Below are 16,696 nucleotides of genomic sequence, written 5' to 3' on the forward strand. Positions count from 1 at the left end.
TAGGTTTTCTTTTATATCTCAATTTCCATAAGATCTTCAGCTAAAATAATTTCTCCTTTAAATCTCATTTTTATTATATCTACATCTACCTTTTCACTATGGGGGTAAAAATGAGAAAGAACTATTCGTTTTACTTTAGCCCTTTCTGAAATAAGTGCAATATCCTCTGGAGATAAATGATGTTCTACATATATATCTTTTGAATTAGCACATTCTACAATCAGTAAATCTGCACCCTCTGCAAGTTCTATCAGTTCTTCACAATAACCTGTATCTCCCGAATAAATAAGACTCTTATTTTGATATTCAAGTCTTATAGCTAAACTTTCAGAATTATGTTTAACCGGAGAAGTATAAGCTTTAAAGGGTCCTATAAAAAATTCATATTTTTTAAGTTTAGGAAGGAGATTTATTTTTAACAGACCTTCTGGTGGTTCAACCCATCCTCTAAAAGCCATTTTTAAAAGTTCAAAAAATTGAGAAAAACTCTCCTCAGCATAAAGGTTAAAGGGTAATACCCTTTTATATCCTAAATTGTAGCGAGTAGCAAAAAAGAAAGGGATAAGATCTGTTACATGATCAGGATGGAAGTGAGATATAAATATAGCAGAAATATCCTCAAGTTTTTTCCCTATTTTTAAAATTTGTTTTAAAACACCTGGACCAAGATCAAGAAGAAGGCAAAAATCCTCTATCTCAAGTAAATAACCAGGAGAGTTTCTTTCTAAACGAATCCATCCAGTTCCGGAACCGAGGACAATAATCTTCATTCTATAACTAACCCAAAGTTTCTTTTTATCTTTTCTATTTCTTCAGCAGAAAGAATTTCCTTTGCTTCCCTCAACAATACCTGAGAGATTTCCTTTTCTTTGTTAAAATAAAGATATAACCACGCTAAAAAAATCAAGGTCTCCCCATCTCTCTCTTTAAAAGTGAGAATCTCTTTGAGATATTCGAATGCCTTTCTGTAATCCTTTTTTAAAAAATGTAATTTTCCAAGATATATCTTTTCTTTTACAGAAAGATTTTTAAGAGAATTTAAAAATTCTTCCAGTTCTTCGTATTCTCCGTAATCCCAAAGACACTTAGCAAGGGTTTCACTAAAAATTTTATTTTCAGGATCTAAAAGATGAGCTTTATAAAGATGATATTTTGCCTTTTCATTTTCTTCTTTTTTCAAATAAATCAGGGCAAGATTGTAATGGATAAGAGGGTCTTCTTTTTTACAAGAACACAAACCTTCCCTTAAAGTTTTTTCAGCTTTATCAATTTCACCAAAGGTATAATAAATAGCTGATTCACTCAAAATTAACTCCACAGGTTGCATAGTATAGTCTTTAGCAATTAAATAATATTTTAGAGCTTTCCCAAAATCTTTCCACTCATAATAAAGATCACCTATTACATGATAGGTAAACCCCTCAAAAACTTTAATTTTTATGTGATTAACCCTTTTTGCATGTTCAAAAGCACCTATTAAAAACATCATAGGAGATAATCCCTTCTTCTTAAATCTTTCCCAAATCTTTTTTGGTAAAATACCTACTTTAATTTCCTCAAAAAATTTTTTACATAAAGAGATAAATCTATCTAAATTAAGATCTTTAACTAAAAATAGATTATTTTTTTCGTTAGAAATTGCTTTTATTATTTTTGCTCCGTTTTCTTTGAGATTATCCTCTATTCCATCTTTTGAAGACAAAATTAAAGTGCTGTCAGGTGTTTTTAAAAATTTGTGAGTAATTTCTGAAAGTGCTTTAATACTTAAGGTTGGTAAATATTCTTTTAGAGTTTCTAAAGTCTTCTTAGAAAGACAGGTAAAGTCTAAAATTTTAGCAAGCTCTACATGTTCTTTAATTAATTCTATAGAAATTTCTTTACTTAAATTTATTTCTACAGAAAAAAATTTTGTCTTATTTTTCCATAAGGTAAGAAAAATTTTAAAAATGTTTCCCCATTCTAAAGGATAAAAGTAATAATTTTCGTCAATTTTTATAAATGTAAATTCAGAAAAGAATTTTTGTTTTTTTCTAAAAAAACCTTTTTCTGGAAAATAAAATAAATAACCTGAAACATCTTTTTTTTCTAAAATAGGACTTAGTAATTTGTAAGAAAAAAAATTTTCCTCTATATTTTCCCAAAAAAATCTTTCTAATAAAAGCAAGGAAGTTAATTTTTTGGAATCTTGAAGGTTTTTAGTGAGTTCCTCAGTTGAGTATTTAAAAACTTGGTCAAAAGGTGCATTTTTAAAGATTTCAGAATCTTTTAAATTTTCGATAAACCAATTTATGTTAAGGGGTAAGTTTTTCATAGTTTTTCTAAACTTTCAAAGGCTTCAACTATTATTTTATAATCCTCATCAAAAAGGCATCTAACATCAATTAAGACCCTATCTTCTTCTATTCTTGTTATAATGGGAGGCTTATATTCTCTTAATTTTTTTTGTAAGATTTGAGGAGAAAAAGGTGCTTCTACGGCAACTGCATAGGAAATCAAATCAAGCGTAGGAAGTGCTCCTCCCCCAGTTTTATTTATAGTTTCAACTAAATCAAACTTAAAATCTTTTAACTTAAGTTCCTTCAATTTTTTCAAAAGATTTTTTGCTCTTTTTTTAAGTTCTTCTCTTGAGGTAAGTATCATTTTGAGCACTGGAATATGTTCTATGGCAAGAATTTCATCTCTATATAATCTCAAAGTAGCTTCCAATCCTGCTAAGGTAAGTTTATCAATTCTTAAAGCACGGTTTAAGGGATTTTTTCTTATTTTCTCTATATATTCTTTTTTCCCAAGAATTATTCCTGCTTGAGGTCCTCCTAATAGTTTATCTCCTGAAAATGTAACGATATCAACTCCTGCTTTTAAAACCTCCTGAACTGTAGGTTCTTTTTTTAATCCATACTTAGAAAAATCAACAAAACAACCACTTCCCAGATCTTTCATAACAGGGAGATTGAATTTTCTACCTAAATTTACTAACTCTTCAATGGAAACCTCTTCAGTAAATCCTACTATCTCAAAATTACTTTTGTGAACCTTTAAAAGCAAAGCAGTGTTTTCAGTAATTGCATTTTCATAGTCAGAAAGACGGGTTTTATTTGTGGTTCCCACTTCTTTTAAAATACAACCAGCCCACTTCATTACCTCTGGTATTCTAAAGGATCCTCCTATTTCCACAAGTTCTCCACGGGAAACTATAACTTCCTTTCCATATGCAAGGGTATTTAAAGAGATCAAAACAGCCGCTGCATTATTGTTTACAACAAGAGCACCTTCGGCAGAAGTGATTTCCTTTAAAATTTCTTCTACATGAATATATCTGCTACCCCTTTTTCCTTCCTTTAAATCATATTCTAAATTAGAATAGTATTTTGCTACCTTTACTATTTCTTCTATAGCTTTTTTAGAAAGTGGAGCCCTTCCCAAGTTTGTATGAATAACAACTCCTGTAGCATTTATAACTCTTTTTAAAGAAGGAGTTTCGTATTCCTCAAAAACTTCTTTCATTAAAGATTCTAAATAAGAACTTTCAAGCTCCTTAAGTTCACCTTTTTGCCACTTTTCTCTTATAATCTGAGTTACCCTTCTTGCAGGTTCAGTAAAATAAGAGGCTGGATACAAGGGATAAAGTGTTATAAATTTTTCTTTTAGTTCGTTTACTGAAGGAATTCTCATTTAAGAAGTAAGTCTTCTTACGAATCTTTCAATTCTTCTTAAAGCCTCTTCAAGGATTTTTTCTTCAGGTAAGAAGATTATGCGAAAGTGTTTAGTTCCGGGTTTTTGTCCAAAACCACTTCCATGAACCACTACTACACCTTCTTCCAAAATAAGTTTTTTAGTAAATTCAAGATCATCTATATCTGGAATTTCTATCCTTGGAAAGGCATAAAAAGCTCCTAAAGGTTTTACACAGGAAATAAATGGTATCTGATTTAATCCTTTTACCAAAATATCTCTTCTCTTTTTTAATTTTGCAATTACTTCCTTTATATAACAGTTTTCGTTATTTAATGCTACTGGGATTGCAAATTGAAGTGGATGGGGAGCACAGAGACGAATTCTTGCAAGTTTATGAATTGCCTCTATATACTCCTTCAAAACTTCTTCTGGACCTGAAACAATTCCCCAACCTATTCTAAAACCAGGAGCAAAATAGTTCTTTGAAAGTCCATTAAAAGTGACAACTGGAACTTCATCACTTAAAGATGCTATTGAAACATGCTCTAAATCATCCTCCAAAATATACTGATCATATATTTCGTCTGAAAAAATTACTAAATTGTATTTTTTAGCTATTTCTACTATTTTTTCTAAGGTTTTTTTAGAATAAATTGTCCCTGTAGGATTATTTGGATTTATGATTACAATGGCTTTGGTTTTCTTGTCTATTAAAGCTTCAATACTATCAACATCAGGTTCCCAGTTTTTGCTTTCATCAAGGAAATAATATCTCGGTTCTATTCTAAATTTAGAAATAATAGCTTGATATAAAGGATAGCAAGGACAGGGAAGTAAAATATTTTCTTCTGAATTAACTAAGGCTAAGATAGCAAATTCTATGGCTTCACTTGCCCCCTGAGTAATGTAAATGTCAATAGGTTTTATACCCTTTTTTATAGCATAAGCTTTAATTGCTTCTATGGCTTCAGGTATTCCTACAGAATCAGAATAGGAATTGTAATTTTTCTTTAGTGCTTGGCATACTGCTTCAACTACAAGTTCAGGGGTTTTAAATCCATATTTTACAGGATCACCAATGTTCAAATAAATTAAGTCTTTTCCTCGTTTTTTAGCTTCCTCTGAAGCTTCAACTATATCCCTTATAGCATACTCTACTTGAAGTGTTCTAAAAGCTGGCTTAATTTTATAGTATCCCATTTTGATTTAACCCTCAAACTAAAAGCTAATTAAGTTTAATAATTCTCCTAAAAATCTATTTGTCAATCCTTTTACAGAAATTTTTAAAGGTATTTTATTCACTTGTTTTTACCTAAAAATCAATTAATATTTTTAAGACTGATTAACAAAAAGGAGGGTCAAAAATAATGCTCAAATATAGACCTTCAAAAAAAACATACACTTTGATAGAAACCGAAGAACCCAATTTATTAAAAGACTTTTTTCCTTATGTTGAGCCTCCAAGAATTTTCTTTGATGGAAAATACATACCACCTCAGCCTGCAAAAAACTTTTACATAACAGATACAACTTTTAGAGACGGACAACAAGCAAGAGTTCCCTATACACCGGAACAAATAGAAACCCTTTTCAAATTTTTACATAGACTAAGTGGACCAAAGGGAATAATTAGGAAAACTGAGTTTTTTTTATATACCAATAAAGATAGAGAAGCTCTGGAAAGATGTCTTTCTCTTGGATATCAATATCCAGAAATTACGGGCTGGATAAGAGCCAAAAAGGAAGACTTGAAACTGGTTAAAGAAGCTGGGCTTAAAGAAACAGGTATTTTAACCTCTTGCTCTGATTATCACATCTTTTTGAAACTAAAAAAGACAAGGAAAGAAGCCTTGGAAGATTATCTTGCTATTGTTAAAGAAGCTTTATCTTTGGGAATAAGACCAAGATGTCATTTTGAAGATGTAACTCGTGCAGATATTTATGGATTTGTCATACCCTTTGCCATTGAATTAATGAAATTAAGAGAAGAAAGTGGAATTGATATTAAAATTAGATTATGTGATACCTTGGGAGTTGGAGTTCCTTATTCAGAAGCATGTCTTCCTATAAGTGTTCCCAAATTAATAAGAGCCATGATTGAAGAGGCAGGAGTTCCTGAAGAACTCCTTGAATGGCATGGACACAATGACTTTTATAGAGCTGTAATTAATGCTACAACCGCTTGGTTATATGGATGCACCTATGTAAATACCTCTCTTCTCGGAATAGGTGAGAGAACAGGAAATACACCGCTTGAAGCCATGGTCTTTGAATACATGTGTTTAAAAGGAACTGCTGATGGAATGGATACTACGGTAATTACAGAAATAGTAAATTACTATAAAAATGTCTTACATGAAAAAATACCTATTAGACAACCCTTTGTAGGTGAAGAATTCAATGCTACAAAAGCAGGAATACATATTGATGGAATCATTAAAAATGAAGAAATCTATAATCCCTTTGACACATGGAAACTTCTTAAAAGACCTATCCAAATCATTATTACAGATAAAAGCGGAACAGCAGGAATTGCCTACTGGATCAATACTCATTTTGGACTTGAGGGAGATAAAAAAATTGATAAAAGACACCCCGGGGTTGCAAGAATTTATAGAAAAATTTTGGAAGAATATGAAAACGGTAGGGTTACTCCTATTTCCAATGAAGAAATGCTTGCCTATGTGAAAAAATATATCCCTGAACTTTTTGTATCTGAACTTGATCATCTGAGAGATTATGTAATAGAACTTATGACAAAATATATAGAAGATTTAGCTCAAGATTCTTCCATAGTTTCTTTAGATTTACAAAATATGAAAAAAGTTTTAAAAAGATTTTTGGAAGATCATCCCTATGTGCAATTTATTTATGTAGTGGATATTGAAGGAAAACCAATTATAGGATTAACCAACGATTTTGAATACGCCAAAAAATTTAATGAACTCTTAGAAAAAGAAACCTTTGAAAATAGAGATTGGTTTATAAATCCTATGAAAACTGGAAAAACCTATACCTCCAAATTTTACACCTCAAGAATCACTTCCAATCTATGCATTACTATTTCAACTCCTATAAGAAATAAATACGAGGAAATAATTGGTATCCTTGGAATGGATATAAGATTTGAAGATGTGGTGAAGATGGAGAATGGATCTTATGAGAGATAAAAAATCCTTTTTATTGGTCTTTCTTTTCTTTTGGATTTTTTTCAAGGTCTCTTTATGTGAAGAAATACCTACTATCACTATAGAACCTACATCTTTCAGCAAAACAGTAATAAGGGTTCCAGACTTTGAGGGAAATAGCGAGCTTTCCGCAAAGCTTACTCCTCTTTTGAGAAGACTTTTAAATTATCATTTATTTATTTTAGCTTTAAAAAACCCTCCCTTATCAAATTCTCCCTTTAAGGAATATTACCTAAAGGGAGTTATAGAGAAAACCGGAGATGAGGTTTTAATTAAAGCTGAACTAATAGATACTTTAGAAAACAAGGTTTTAAAAGTTTTTAAAGTTTCAGGCTCCTTAAGTTACTCTCAAAATGTTATTTATGCCTTATGCGACAAGTTAGTAGAAAGTATTTCTAACTATAAAGGTATCGCCTCTACAAAAATAGCTTTTGTTAAAAGAACCTCAACAGGGGACAAACTTTACATAGCTCACTTTTCCAAAGAAAATCCTCATCTTTTAAGAACTGCCCCTCTAATACTTTTCCCAAAATTTTCTAAAAGTGGAAATAAACTTGCCTATCTTGTTTATGAGAATAACAAGTATTTTCTTGAAGTATATGATTTAAAAAAATCAGCTAAGGATAGCTTTCCTATTAAAGGAATCTGCTCTGCTCCCGTATGGTTACCGAATGAAAGAGAGTTAATCATAACCGTAGAAGAAAAAAATTCCATGGCTCTTTATCGTCTAAATTTAGATACCAAAGAACTTACCCCTTTAATTAAACAAGAAGGTATTCTTCAAGCAGGAAGTGTTTCACCTGGAGGGGTATTCTTAGCCTATGTATACGGAAAAAGAGCCGGAGAACCACAAATTTACTTACTTGAGCTTGAAACCTTAAAAACCTATAAAATTCCTCAGAGAAAAGCCTATAATACTTCTCCAAGATTTTCTCCAAATGGAGAAGAATTGCTTTTTCTTTCAAGAAGCGGGGGAATTTCTTCTGTTTTTCTCTATAATTTGAAAACCAAAGGTGAAAAAGAACTAAAATTTCCAGGAAAACTTGAGGATCCTGCCTTTTCTCCTACAGGAGATTATATTTTGGCTCATGGAGAAGGAAACCAAGGAAAGGGGCTTTACCTCATTCATCTTGACTCTTCACTTACTTACCTTTATCTTCCCGGTAAAAATTTTGTATTCGTTGATTGGGCTGAATTATAAATACTTTGCCAAACTCAGGTCACTTACTAAGGCTGTTGCTCTAAGTGCTGCATCATAGGCTGTGATAAGACTCTGAAGCTTTGTTGCCAGCTCTGCAAGGTCTGCACTTTCAATGTTCCCGAGATTAGTCTCAAGGGTCTCTTTAAAGTCCTGATAAAGATTTTTCTTGGTCTCCAAGTGTGAAATCTGAGAGCCTATTTTTCCTCTTTCAGCAGAAATATAATTATAAATACTGTCAAGCTTACCTATGAACTCCTGAATATTATACTGCTCTTTTTCGTAATCTACGGTATTGTTAGCCTGAAGAGTGCGTTTTAAGGCAAAAAGTGTTTCAAAAAGACCAGAATCCATAAAGATTTTTTGACCACTTCCGCCAAGATTAATCGTCATACCTTCATCATATCCCACCTCTAAGTCTTCAACAGAACCATTGTAAATAACCTTTTCTATAATTTGTCCATCTGGTAGGGTTTCTTTTGTCAATTCAAAGGGTTTTTCTTTTGGTAAATATCCACTGGTTTTCTTTCCAGCAAAAAGGTACTTTTCTCCAAGCTGAGAATTAGCAAGTGCCAAAATGGAAGAAATTATCCCGTCTATTTCGTTAGCAATAGCTTGCCTTGACTGAGAGTTCTGGGTATCATTAGCTGCCTGAATAGCAAGCACCTTTGCTCTGGCAATAAGATCCTGAACATTTCCAAGAGTTGATTCCTGAGATCTTAAAACACTCAAAGCATCATCTATAGCTCTCTGATATTTTTCTATATTGGAAATTCCCTGTTTGTAATTAAGACTCACCACCACAGATAAAGGATCGTCAGAAGGACGAGAATAATTTTTACCAGAAGAAATTTTGAGCTGAGTTAGGTTTATTTCAGAAGAAAGGCGATTCAAATCTGCCAGAATATTTCTAAATTTCGTGTTAAAACCTATTCTCATGCTTTACTCCTTTAAACTATCTTTTTGCAGAAATTAGGGCTTCAAACATATCTTCCACAGTAGTTAAAACCTTAGCAGAGGCAACAAATGCTTGCTGATACTTTATGAGATTTGCCATCTCCTCATCTAAGGAAACTCCTGATATACTTTCTTTTATACTCTTTAGCTGAGAAATAAGGGTTTCTAAAAAGCTTTTACTGTCTTTAACAGATTGGGTAGCAGAACCAACTTCTCCAACCATACTGGAATAGTAATCCTGAAGGGTTGAATAATTTAAAGCGGATCTTGTTACTCTTGCTGAATCTGCAATTGCTTGAGCGGTTCTGTTGTCCCCTCTATCAAGTTCATACCCTTTAAGATTATTAATAAATCCATAATTATAAGTTGCTTGGGTATAAGTTCCTCCATCAAGGAGTTCATCCTGAATAATAAAGGTTTTTGTGTTATAAAGCCCTGTTGTCTCAATAATAAGTCTTCCGCTTCTGTCAAGTCTTGCAGAAAGCCCGTAAACTGCATTGGAAGGAGAATTTATTTCCTGAAGAAGCGTAAAAATAGTTCCTCCATCATTTATTATTTGATCAAGATTTATTCTAAAGGGCTCCCCATTTATAAGATTTCCATTTTCATCAAATAGATAAAAGGATAGATAATTATTTGTTTTATTAAGCTTAAATTTTTCAAAGCCAGTTATAACCCTTTCTTCAGAACTTCCGTTAAGTCTAAAAGCAGGAACATACATTTCTTCTTTTTTTAATAAATCAACAAAGCAATTACCAGCTCCATAATTTTCTCCTATTTCAAAGCCGTAAACAGTTGTTTGATTCGGCTCAAGAGCTAAAACCATTCTTCCATCTGCATCAAGGTAAGCTCTTAAAAAGGGAAGACTGTTAAGTTTTTCAAGTATATTTTGTAAAGTGTTAGAATTGTTGTCAATGTTTATAACATAGGCATTTAAGCTATCATCCCAGGTTATTCCCTCACTTGTTAAATTAACAGGAGGAGAAGTTATTACCTTTCCCTTATCATCATAAAACCTTATATAAAAACTTGTTATGTTAAAGGTTTGAGAAGAATCAACAGTATTTTTGCTTTTAAAAATTCCAAAAAGTGGTTCTTCACTTCTAAAGGCAGTTACATCCATTCTTCCTGAGGCAATTAGCTCTGGCTTGTTAACAAGAAGCTGATTTACCTGAAAGTTAGCAGGGTCCGAACCTACAAAGAAAATGTTTATTCCTGTTGCCAGAAGGATGCCTGATGTGTCATTGGAAAAGGCAAAGGAATATCCATCTTGAGCTTGAAAAACAAGCCTTCCATTTCTTACCAAAGCCCTAACATTCCAGGAAGAAGAATCTAAAGCTGAATTTATTTTATCTTTAAGATCGTCTAAGGTTGCGTCAACACTCAATCCTTCTAAGGATATCTTTATAGGAGTTATTTTACCAGTAGGATCTTTTATCCAAAGGTAAAAAAAGCCTGTAAGTGCTTTGCCATCAGAGGTTTTGGAGAGATCTAAAAAATAGGGTAATTCTTTGAGGTATTGACTTACTGAATAGGCTCCTTCTAATTCTTTTTCGTAAAAACTTAAGCCTACTCCCTGGGTATGAAGTTCGTTTACAGCTTTTATAAGTTCTTCTCCAAAAAGTTTAAGTCTTCCTGCAAGGTTAAGCTCAGTTACCCTTCTCTGATAATCAGGATTGTCAAAGGAGCCAAAATCTATAGGTCCTGAAATAGAAAAGCTAAGCTTTCCAGGACCTCTATATTTATCCTCAACAAAAAGTCTTCCATCCTTAATATAAGCTTCAACTGTATAATTAAAAGCTCTTTCTATTTCATTAAGTAAATCCCTTACCGTTTCATTTCCCGTATTAATAGTAAAGCTTCCTGAAATAGAGTTGCCAAAGTGATCCTTTCCAGAAAAGGAAAAAGTATCTCCTACAGATAAACCAAGATCACTTACTAATTTATCACCTTCACCTATCAGCTTTCCTGAATTATTAAAAACCGTTTTATTCCCTGAAACATACTCATAATTAAACTCATCTGAGAGCTGTTCAAGAAGTCTTAACCAGCCTCCAAGCTCTCCTGAGCTTACTTTTTCGCTTGTGATGGGTATCCTTTCTCCATTGGTATTTACCCAGTAAACATCCGTTCCTGAAACTTCAAGTCTCCAGGTTCTTCCAAGCTCAACAAGATTAAATCCTTTACCAAGAACTATATTATAAGCTCCTTCCTTGGTTTCAAAGTATTGGATGTTTGCAAGCTGAGAAAGCTCCCCAACGAGTTTATCCCTTTGATCTCTGAGGTCATTAGCTTGTCTTCCACCTGTTTCCATAGCTGCTATTTGAAGATTAAGTTCTGCTATTTGAGAACTTAAAGAATTTATTCTATCAACGATGGTTTTGAGTTTAAGTCCTATTTGGGTTTCTAAATCTTGTAATCCTTTAAATTTTGCCTTTAAAGCCTCTGTTATGAGTTTTCCCGTTTCTATAATTTGGGTTCTTGCAGAAAGATTTTCTGGATAACTTGAAAGATTTTGCCAGGCTGTCCAAAAATCCTGCATTATCTTTATAAGCCCACTTTCATCTGCAACTTCATTAAAAAGGGTTTCAAGAATGGTAAGACCTGTTTCTTCAGCAGAAAAAAGTCCATAATCAGTTCTTTTTAGATTGATGTTTTTTTCCAGAAAGGCGTCAAAATAACGCTGAATCATCTCTATTTTTACACCACTTCCTATAGGACCAACAGGAGAGGGACTCGGAGGATAGGTGGTTTCTATAGGCTTTTGCCTGCAGTAAGCTTCATTGCTTACATTGGCAATATTATGGCTCACCACCTGAGTGGCGGTTTGAAAAGTAAGAAGTGCATTTTTGGCTATGTTTAAAGCTGCTGTTAAACCTGCCATAGCTCTTTTTTTAAGCTGATTTTGAAATGAGATGGGAAGCCATTTTAACTACTCTTTTGCCATAAAAATCTCTTTCATAGAGAATCTGGGTTAAAAACTTATAAGCTTCTTCTACAAAGTTTAGTCCTGCTTCAATAATTTTTTTGTTTCTTTCGTTAATAACTGCTATCTCCTTTAATAACTGTTCTTCCTCAGGAGAAAGTTCTTGGTCTTTTAGATAATTTGCCAGTCTTGCTTTGTAAGATGCCCACTTTAAGATCTCTTCCACTGCACCATTAATAAGGGCATCTTTTTCCTTTTCTAAAACTTCCCTTAATTCTAAAAGTTCCTTTCTCACCATAAATTTCCTCCTCTTTTATTTATTATCGGCATTATTAATATTTTTCTTAAAGTAAGCACTTTTTATCAGACTCCGATATAAGTAATCTCCCAAACTACCAGGTCTTCCTGAAACAGATCTTGCTATTTCTTGATATAGGTAGTCTTGAAAAATTTTTCTTTCTAAGGTTTCTGGAAAGAAGTTGCTCTTTATAATGGTATTATCAAGACCCTTTAAAATTTCATACCATATAAGAGATTCAAATTCTGCACAGGCTTTTCTTAAAGCCAATTCTTTATCTTTTTTGCTAAGAGCTATAAGCTCATTAAGGTTCTGATAGTTAATTGCGTAGCTTTTCATTTCTTTTCTCCTAAATAATTATTAGTTCAGCATGTAGTGCACCAGCAGCTTTTATAGCTTGCAAAATTGAGATAAGCTCTGTTGCAGTTGCTCCAACTGCATTAAGAGCTCTTACAAGCTCTCCCAAGGTTGCTCCCTCTTCCAAAATAACAACTTTTGCCTTTTTCTCTTTTGCAGTTATCTCTGTTCTCGGAACAACTGTTGTCTCTCCAGGGGAAAACGGATAGGGTTGATATACCTCTGGTTGTTCTCTAACCTCTATACTGATATTTCCGTGAGCAATAGCAACTTTTGAAATCCTAACATTTTCTCCCATAACCACTGTTCCTGTCCTTTCATCAATAACTACCTTAGCAGTGGTGTCTGGAAAAATCTCTAAATTTCCGATCTCAGCAAGAAGCTTAACTTCTTTTCCCTTGTAAGAAGGGGGAATAATAACTTCAACATTTCTGCTATCCTTTGCCTTAGCATAATTTCCTTTTAAGTAAGTATTTATAGCTTCTACAATCTGATAGGCTGTGTTAAAATCAGCTTCTTTTAAAGATAAAGTTATTTTGGGATTAAGATTAAGTCCCTCTTCTACAGTTCTTTCTACTATTGCTCCATTTGGTATTTTACCTGCTGTGGGATGAGCTGTTTGTATCCTTGCTCCTGCTCCTTCTGCTGCAAAACCTCCAAGAGAAAGAGGTCCCTGAGCAAGGGCATAAACCTTTCCATCTGGTCCTAAAAGAGGTGTTAAAAGAAGTGTTCCTCCTTGAAGACTCTTAGCATCTCCAAGGGAAGAAACCTCTACATCTATTCTTTGACCAGGAACGGCAAAAGGAGGAAGATAGGCAGTAACAAGAACAGCAGCTACATTTTTAAGAATAATCTGCTCTTTGGGAACTTTTATACCAAATCTCTCAAGCATGTTAACTACTGACTGAACCGTAAACTTACTCAAAACCCCGTCTCCTGTTCCCTTAAGCCCAACAACCAGTCCATATCCTATGAGATAGTTTCCCCTCACGCCTTCTACATCAACTATGTCTTTCAATCTTGCGGAATTGCCCGAAATAGTATTAAAAATTATTAAAAAGATGACTAAAATAATTGCTTTAGTATTTTTCATACTTAAATCCTCCTAAAATAACCAGAAAAGATGTAATAGTCTCGTAATAATCCCTGGACCACTTGCCACCTCACTTATTGGTCCTTTGCCACTGTATTCTATATAAGCATCTGAAATTTGAGTTGAAAGAACCGAATTGTCATAGGCTATGTCTTCAGGTCTTATTATTCCAGTAAGAGTTATATATTCCAAGTCCTTGTTTCTTTTGATAGCTCTTGTGCCTTGAATAACAAGATTTCCGTTGGGTAAAACTTTTATTACTCTTGCAGTCATAGTAGCTATGATTTTACTTTCCCTTGAAGAACTTCCCTGACCTGAAGTAGAACTTTCCATTCCACCTTTAAATAGCTCAGAAGGTGTAGCATCCTTAAATACGCCTTCAATTCTATTTTCAAATCCCAAAAATTTATCTATACCTGCCTTTGCAGAACTCGTTTTACCACTTTGTTGTTTTACAGTGTTAGAGGTTTGATAGGTTTCAACAATCTTAATAGTAACTATGTCTCCTACATTCCTTGCTCTTAGATCAGAAAAATTTATTGCTGGAGAACCTTCTCTATAAAGAGAGCCCTTACTTAAAGCTTTAGGTTCTTCGTAGGGAATTTCTACCTTTGGTGGCGGTGGAGGAGGTGGAGGAGTTTTAGGATTATATTCAAAACATCCATAAAGGAAATTTAAAATTATTGCAAAAATTAATAATTTTTTAACTCTCATTAAAGTGTTACCTCCACTTCTTCAGAAGATATTACTCTTCCCCATAAAATTTTTTTACTGCTTATATTTTTAACCTTAATGCTACTTCCGCTTCTTCCATCTTGAAGAGCTATGCCCTTTGCCTTAACAATAAAATTTTTACCCCTTGCCACTATATAAACCATCTGATTCCTTTTAATCACTACTGGTCTTTCAATATGAGAATATCTAAGGATAGTTCCTGCCTTTAGGCTCATTCTTACCTCTTTTCCTATCACAAAATCTTTATCCAAAATTACATCTTGGGGAAGCCTTGAAAGTGGTTTTAATTCTATGGTTATATCCTCTTGGCTCAGTATAGCTTTATTGAGGACTGGTCTTTTCAATACTACTACCGGAACATTAGCTTCCACATACCCCCAAATTTTTACCCTTTCAAGAGTATCCCCTTTTTTAAAGTCAAGAACAATGAGGTTTGAGCCTATCTTGGGAGGAGCGACAAAATTAGCTTTATAAGGAGTTGTTTTTGGAATTAATACTAATTCTGGCTCTATTCTTATTTCTTTTAAATAAATCTCTCCATTTACCCAGGAAAGTTTATTTTTAACTTCTTTAAGGAAAATACTTTTAAAGTCTTCTAAAGTGTAAAAACTTTCTCCAAAACTTAAATCCACATTAAAACATATTAGCAAGAAAAATAAAGCAAAAGTAGCTAATTTTTTCATCTCTACCTCTTGAGATTGTTTGCCATTTCTAAGAGATTATCTGCGGTAAGAACTGCTTTAGAATTTGCCTCATAAGCCCTCTGAGTGATGATCATCTTTACCATCTCCTCAACAACATCTACATTTGACATTTCAAGATATCCCTGAGCTATAGTTCCAAAGCCATTCTGAGCAGGAACTCCCTCTATCTCATCTCCTGCAGCGTCTGAAGCTTTAAAAAGATTTCTTCCTACTGCATAAAGTCCAGCTGGATTTGGAAAGTCGTATAAAAGTATTTGACTTTGAGCCAAAACCTTTCCATTGGAATCAAGAGCTGTAATAATTCCATCCCTTGTAACCTCAATCTTTACAGTTCCGGTGGGAACGGTAAACTCTGGATAAAGTCTTGCTCCGTCTGCAGTTACTATATATCCGTCTCTATCAATTTTAAAGTTTCCTGCTCTGGTATAATATTCTTCTCCACCAAGAGTTACTTTAAAAAATCCCCTTCCTTCTATAGCAAGGTCTAATTCCTGATTGGTAAGTTGATATTCTCCTTGGGTAAAAAGCTTAGCCACTGCAACTGGTCTTACTCCGAGCCCAATCTGCATTCCAACCGGGGTTAAAGTTCCCTCTGAGGTTAAAGCACCAGAAAGTTTTAAATTTTGATAAAAGAGGTCTTCAAAATCAACCCTACTTTTTTTAAATCCAGGAGTATTTACATTAGCAAGGTTATTAGCAATAACATCAAGCTGAAGCTGTTGACCTTGCATTCCTGTTGCTGCACTCCAAAGCGCTCTAATCATACTTCCTCCTATCTCTGTATAGTTGTAATCAACCTTTCTGTTTCTTCATCCAAACTTCTAATTGATCTCTGTATTGCCTCAAAAGTTCTGTGAATCTCAATAAGATCAACCATTTCTCTTATAGGGTTTACATTAGATTTTTCAACATAACCCTGTTTTATTTCATAATTTTCAGCCCTTAGCTCTTGAGCACCTTCTGAAATGTAAAGATTTTCTCCTATTTTTTTTAATTTGCTGTAATCGTCAAAAGTCACTACATCAAGTCTTCCAATCTCAGTCATATCTATAGAAAGGATACCTTCTGGTGAAACTTGAAGTTTTGAATTTTCCATAGTGATATAACCCTCTCTTGTCATACCAGGATCTACAACTACAGGAGTTCCGTTGGCAAGAACAGGATATCCCTCAGGGGTTACAAGTCTTCTTTCTTTGTCTAAAGTAAAATTTCCAGCCCTAGTATAAGCAATTCCATTTGGCGTTTGCACTTTAAAAAATCCCTCCCCAACTATAGCAAGATTTAAGGGATTTCCTGTATATTCTAAAATTCCCTGATCTTTTTTAATAAAGGTTTGAGTTTCCTTGTAAGCTTTCATATATTTAGGTCCTATTTTCTTCATTAAAACCTCTATAAAGGCTATCCCATCTGATTTATAACCAGGAGTATCAACATTTGCCAAATTATTAGCAGTAATAGTTAGCCATCTATCCATCAATTGAGCTGCCTCAAGTGCTTCAAGCAATCCAAGATGAGGATTTATTTTTATTCCACTCATATTCATTCATTAAATTATCAAAAATTGT

Annotated in this window: 15 protein-coding genes; 2 read left to right on the forward strand and 13 right to left on the reverse strand. The window is 33.5% G+C overall.

The genetic code is table 11. From position 1 onward, the window contains the following. Positions 1-11 precede the first annotated feature (11 nt). The 4 genes from ACLGLP_RS08165 to ACLGLP_RS08180 are packed head-to-tail and all read right to left on the reverse strand — an operon-like array spanning position 12 to position 4,875. Positions 12-770, reverse strand: a complete 759-nt coding sequence (locus ACLGLP_RS08165) for an MBL fold metallo-hydrolase (RefSeq protein WP_492112787.1) — start codon at positions 768-770, stop codon at positions 12-14. Beyond that, complete coding sequence (locus ACLGLP_RS08170; protein ID WP_492112788.1) at positions 767-2,311, reverse strand: tetratricopeptide repeat protein; 1,545 nt, start codon at positions 2,309-2,311, stop codon at positions 767-769. The genes ACLGLP_RS08165 and ACLGLP_RS08170 overlap by 4 nt, the downstream gene beginning before the upstream one ends. Next, the gene (gene selA, locus ACLGLP_RS08175; protein WP_492112789.1) at positions 2,308-3,672 is read right to left on the reverse strand and encodes an L-seryl-tRNA(Sec) selenium transferase; all 1,365 of its coding nucleotides are present in this window, start codon (positions 3,670-3,672) and stop codon (positions 2,308-2,310) included. Before selA ends, ACLGLP_RS08170 begins: the two co-directional genes overlap by 4 nt. After that, positions 3,673-4,875 carry an aminotransferase class I/II-fold pyridoxal phosphate-dependent enzyme gene (locus ACLGLP_RS08180; protein ID WP_492112790.1) on the reverse strand — a complete coding sequence of 401 codons (1,203 nt, stop codon included), beginning with the start codon at positions 4,873-4,875 and terminating at the stop codon, positions 3,673-3,675. It abuts the gene before it with no gap. A gap of 167 nt (positions 4,876-5,042) precedes the next feature. Here ACLGLP_RS08180 and ACLGLP_RS08185 point away from each other — a divergent pair, with 167 nt between their 5' ends. After that, the gene (locus tag ACLGLP_RS08185) at positions 5,043-6,845 is read left to right on the forward strand and encodes a triose-phosphate isomerase (protein WP_492112791.1); all 1,803 of its coding nucleotides are present in this window, start codon (positions 5,043-5,045) and stop codon (positions 6,843-6,845) included. Further along, on the forward strand, positions 6,835-8,064 hold the full coding sequence (locus tag ACLGLP_RS08190) for a TolB family protein (protein ID WP_492112792.1): 1,230 nt from the start codon (positions 6,835-6,837) through the stop codon (positions 8,062-8,064). Before ACLGLP_RS08185 ends, ACLGLP_RS08190 begins: the two co-directional genes overlap by 11 nt. On the opposite strand, the gene flgL is transcribed toward ACLGLP_RS08190, so the two are convergent. From flgL to flgF, 9 genes are read right to left on the reverse strand one after another with little or no spacing between them, the layout of a single operon-like run. Next, positions 8,059-9,000, reverse strand: a complete 942-nt coding sequence (flgL, locus tag ACLGLP_RS08195; protein WP_492112793.1) for a flagellar hook-associated protein FlgL — start codon at positions 8,998-9,000, stop codon at positions 8,059-8,061. The genes ACLGLP_RS08190 and flgL overlap by 6 nt on opposite strands. 16 nt (positions 9,001-9,016) lie before the next feature. Further along, positions 9,017-11,902: a flagellar hook-associated protein FlgK gene (gene flgK / locus ACLGLP_RS08200; protein WP_492112794.1), complete on the reverse strand. Its 2,886-nt coding sequence runs from the start codon at positions 11,900-11,902 to the stop codon at positions 9,017-9,019. A 10-nt stretch (positions 11,903-11,912) separates the two neighbouring features. Next, positions 11,913-12,242, reverse strand: coding sequence for a hypothetical protein (locus tag ACLGLP_RS08205; protein WP_492112795.1), 330 nt, complete (start codon positions 12,240-12,242; stop codon positions 11,913-11,915). Between the two features lie 15 nt (positions 12,243-12,257). Beyond that, the gene (locus ACLGLP_RS08210) at positions 12,258-12,581 is read right to left on the reverse strand and encodes a hypothetical protein (protein WP_492112796.1); all 324 of its coding nucleotides are present in this window, start codon (positions 12,579-12,581) and stop codon (positions 12,258-12,260) included. Positions 12,582-12,591: 10 nt separating this feature from the next. Next, positions 12,592-13,692, reverse strand: a complete 1,101-nt coding sequence (locus tag ACLGLP_RS08215) for a flagellar basal body P-ring protein FlgI (protein WP_492112797.1) — start codon at positions 13,690-13,692, stop codon at positions 12,592-12,594. A 12-nt stretch (positions 13,693-13,704) separates the two neighbouring features. Then, the gene (locus ACLGLP_RS08220; protein WP_492112798.1) at positions 13,705-14,406 is read right to left on the reverse strand and encodes a flagellar basal body L-ring protein FlgH; all 702 of its coding nucleotides are present in this window, start codon (positions 14,404-14,406) and stop codon (positions 13,705-13,707) included. After that, the gene (gene flgA / locus ACLGLP_RS08225) at positions 14,406-15,110 is read right to left on the reverse strand and encodes a flagellar basal body P-ring formation chaperone FlgA (RefSeq protein WP_492112799.1); all 705 of its coding nucleotides are present in this window, start codon (positions 15,108-15,110) and stop codon (positions 14,406-14,408) included. Before flgA ends, ACLGLP_RS08220 begins: the two co-directional genes overlap by 1 nt. Before the next feature lie 2 nt (positions 15,111-15,112). Further along, positions 15,113-15,895, reverse strand: coding sequence for a flagellar basal-body rod protein FlgG (gene flgG, locus ACLGLP_RS08230; RefSeq protein ID WP_492112800.1), 783 nt, complete (start codon positions 15,893-15,895; stop codon positions 15,113-15,115). Positions 15,896-15,903: 8 nt separating this feature from the next. After that, the gene (gene flgF / locus ACLGLP_RS08235; RefSeq protein WP_492112801.1) at positions 15,904-16,668 is read right to left on the reverse strand and encodes a flagellar basal-body rod protein FlgF; all 765 of its coding nucleotides are present in this window, start codon (positions 16,666-16,668) and stop codon (positions 15,904-15,906) included. Between the last annotated feature and the right edge of the window lie 28 nt (positions 16,669-16,696).

The organism is Caldimicrobium sp. SLHALR3, assembly GCF_058692735.1.

What these genes read in the sequence shown, in the direction of transcription:
- flgL (WP_492112793.1), bottom strand. Translation starts at nt 9,000, where the DNA reads ATGAGAATAGGTTTTAACACGAAATTTAGAAATATTCTGGCAGATTTG.
- flgK (WP_492112794.1), bottom strand. Translation starts at nt 11,902, where the DNA reads ATGGCAGGTTTAACAGCAGCTTTAAACATAGCCAAAAATGCACTTCTT.
- ACLGLP_RS08205 (WP_492112795.1), bottom strand. Translation starts at nt 12,242, where the DNA reads ATGGTGAGAAAGGAACTTTTAGAATTAAGGGAAGTTTTAGAAAAGGAA.
- ACLGLP_RS08215 (WP_492112797.1), bottom strand. Translation starts at nt 13,692, where the DNA reads ATGAAAAATACTAAAGCAATTATTTTAGTCATCTTTTTAATAATTTTT.
- ACLGLP_RS08165 (WP_492112787.1), bottom strand. Translation starts at nt 770, where the DNA reads ATGAAGATTATTGTCCTCGGTTCCGGAACTGGATGGATTCGTTTAGAA.
- ACLGLP_RS08185 (WP_492112791.1), top strand. Translation starts at nt 5,043, where the DNA reads ATGCTCAAATATAGACCTTCAAAAAAAACATACACTTTGATAGAAACC.
- ACLGLP_RS08180 (WP_492112790.1), bottom strand. Translation starts at nt 4,875, where the DNA reads ATGGGATACTATAAAATTAAGCCAGCTTTTAGAACACTTCAAGTAGAG.
- flgG (WP_492112800.1), bottom strand. Translation starts at nt 15,895, where the DNA reads ATGATTAGAGCGCTTTGGAGTGCAGCAACAGGAATGCAAGGTCAACAG.
- ACLGLP_RS08170 (WP_492112788.1), bottom strand. Translation starts at nt 2,311, where the DNA reads ATGAAAAACTTACCCCTTAACATAAATTGGTTTATCGAAAATTTAAAA.
- ACLGLP_RS08210 (WP_492112796.1), bottom strand. Translation starts at nt 12,581, where the DNA reads ATGAAAAGCTACGCAATTAACTATCAGAACCTTAATGAGCTTATAGCT.
- flgA (WP_492112799.1), bottom strand. Translation starts at nt 15,110, where the DNA reads ATGAAAAAATTAGCTACTTTTGCTTTATTTTTCTTGCTAATATGTTTT.
- ACLGLP_RS08190 (WP_492112792.1), top strand. Translation starts at nt 6,835, where the DNA reads ATGAGAGATAAAAAATCCTTTTTATTGGTCTTTCTTTTCTTTTGGATT.
- selA (WP_492112789.1), bottom strand. Translation starts at nt 3,672, where the DNA reads ATGAGAATTCCTTCAGTAAACGAACTAAAAGAAAAATTTATAACACTT.
- flgF (WP_492112801.1), bottom strand. Translation starts at nt 16,668, where the DNA reads ATGAGTGGAATAAAAATAAATCCTCATCTTGGATTGCTTGAAGCACTT.
- ACLGLP_RS08220 (WP_492112798.1), bottom strand. Translation starts at nt 14,406, where the DNA reads ATGAGAGTTAAAAAATTATTAATTTTTGCAATAATTTTAAATTTCCTT.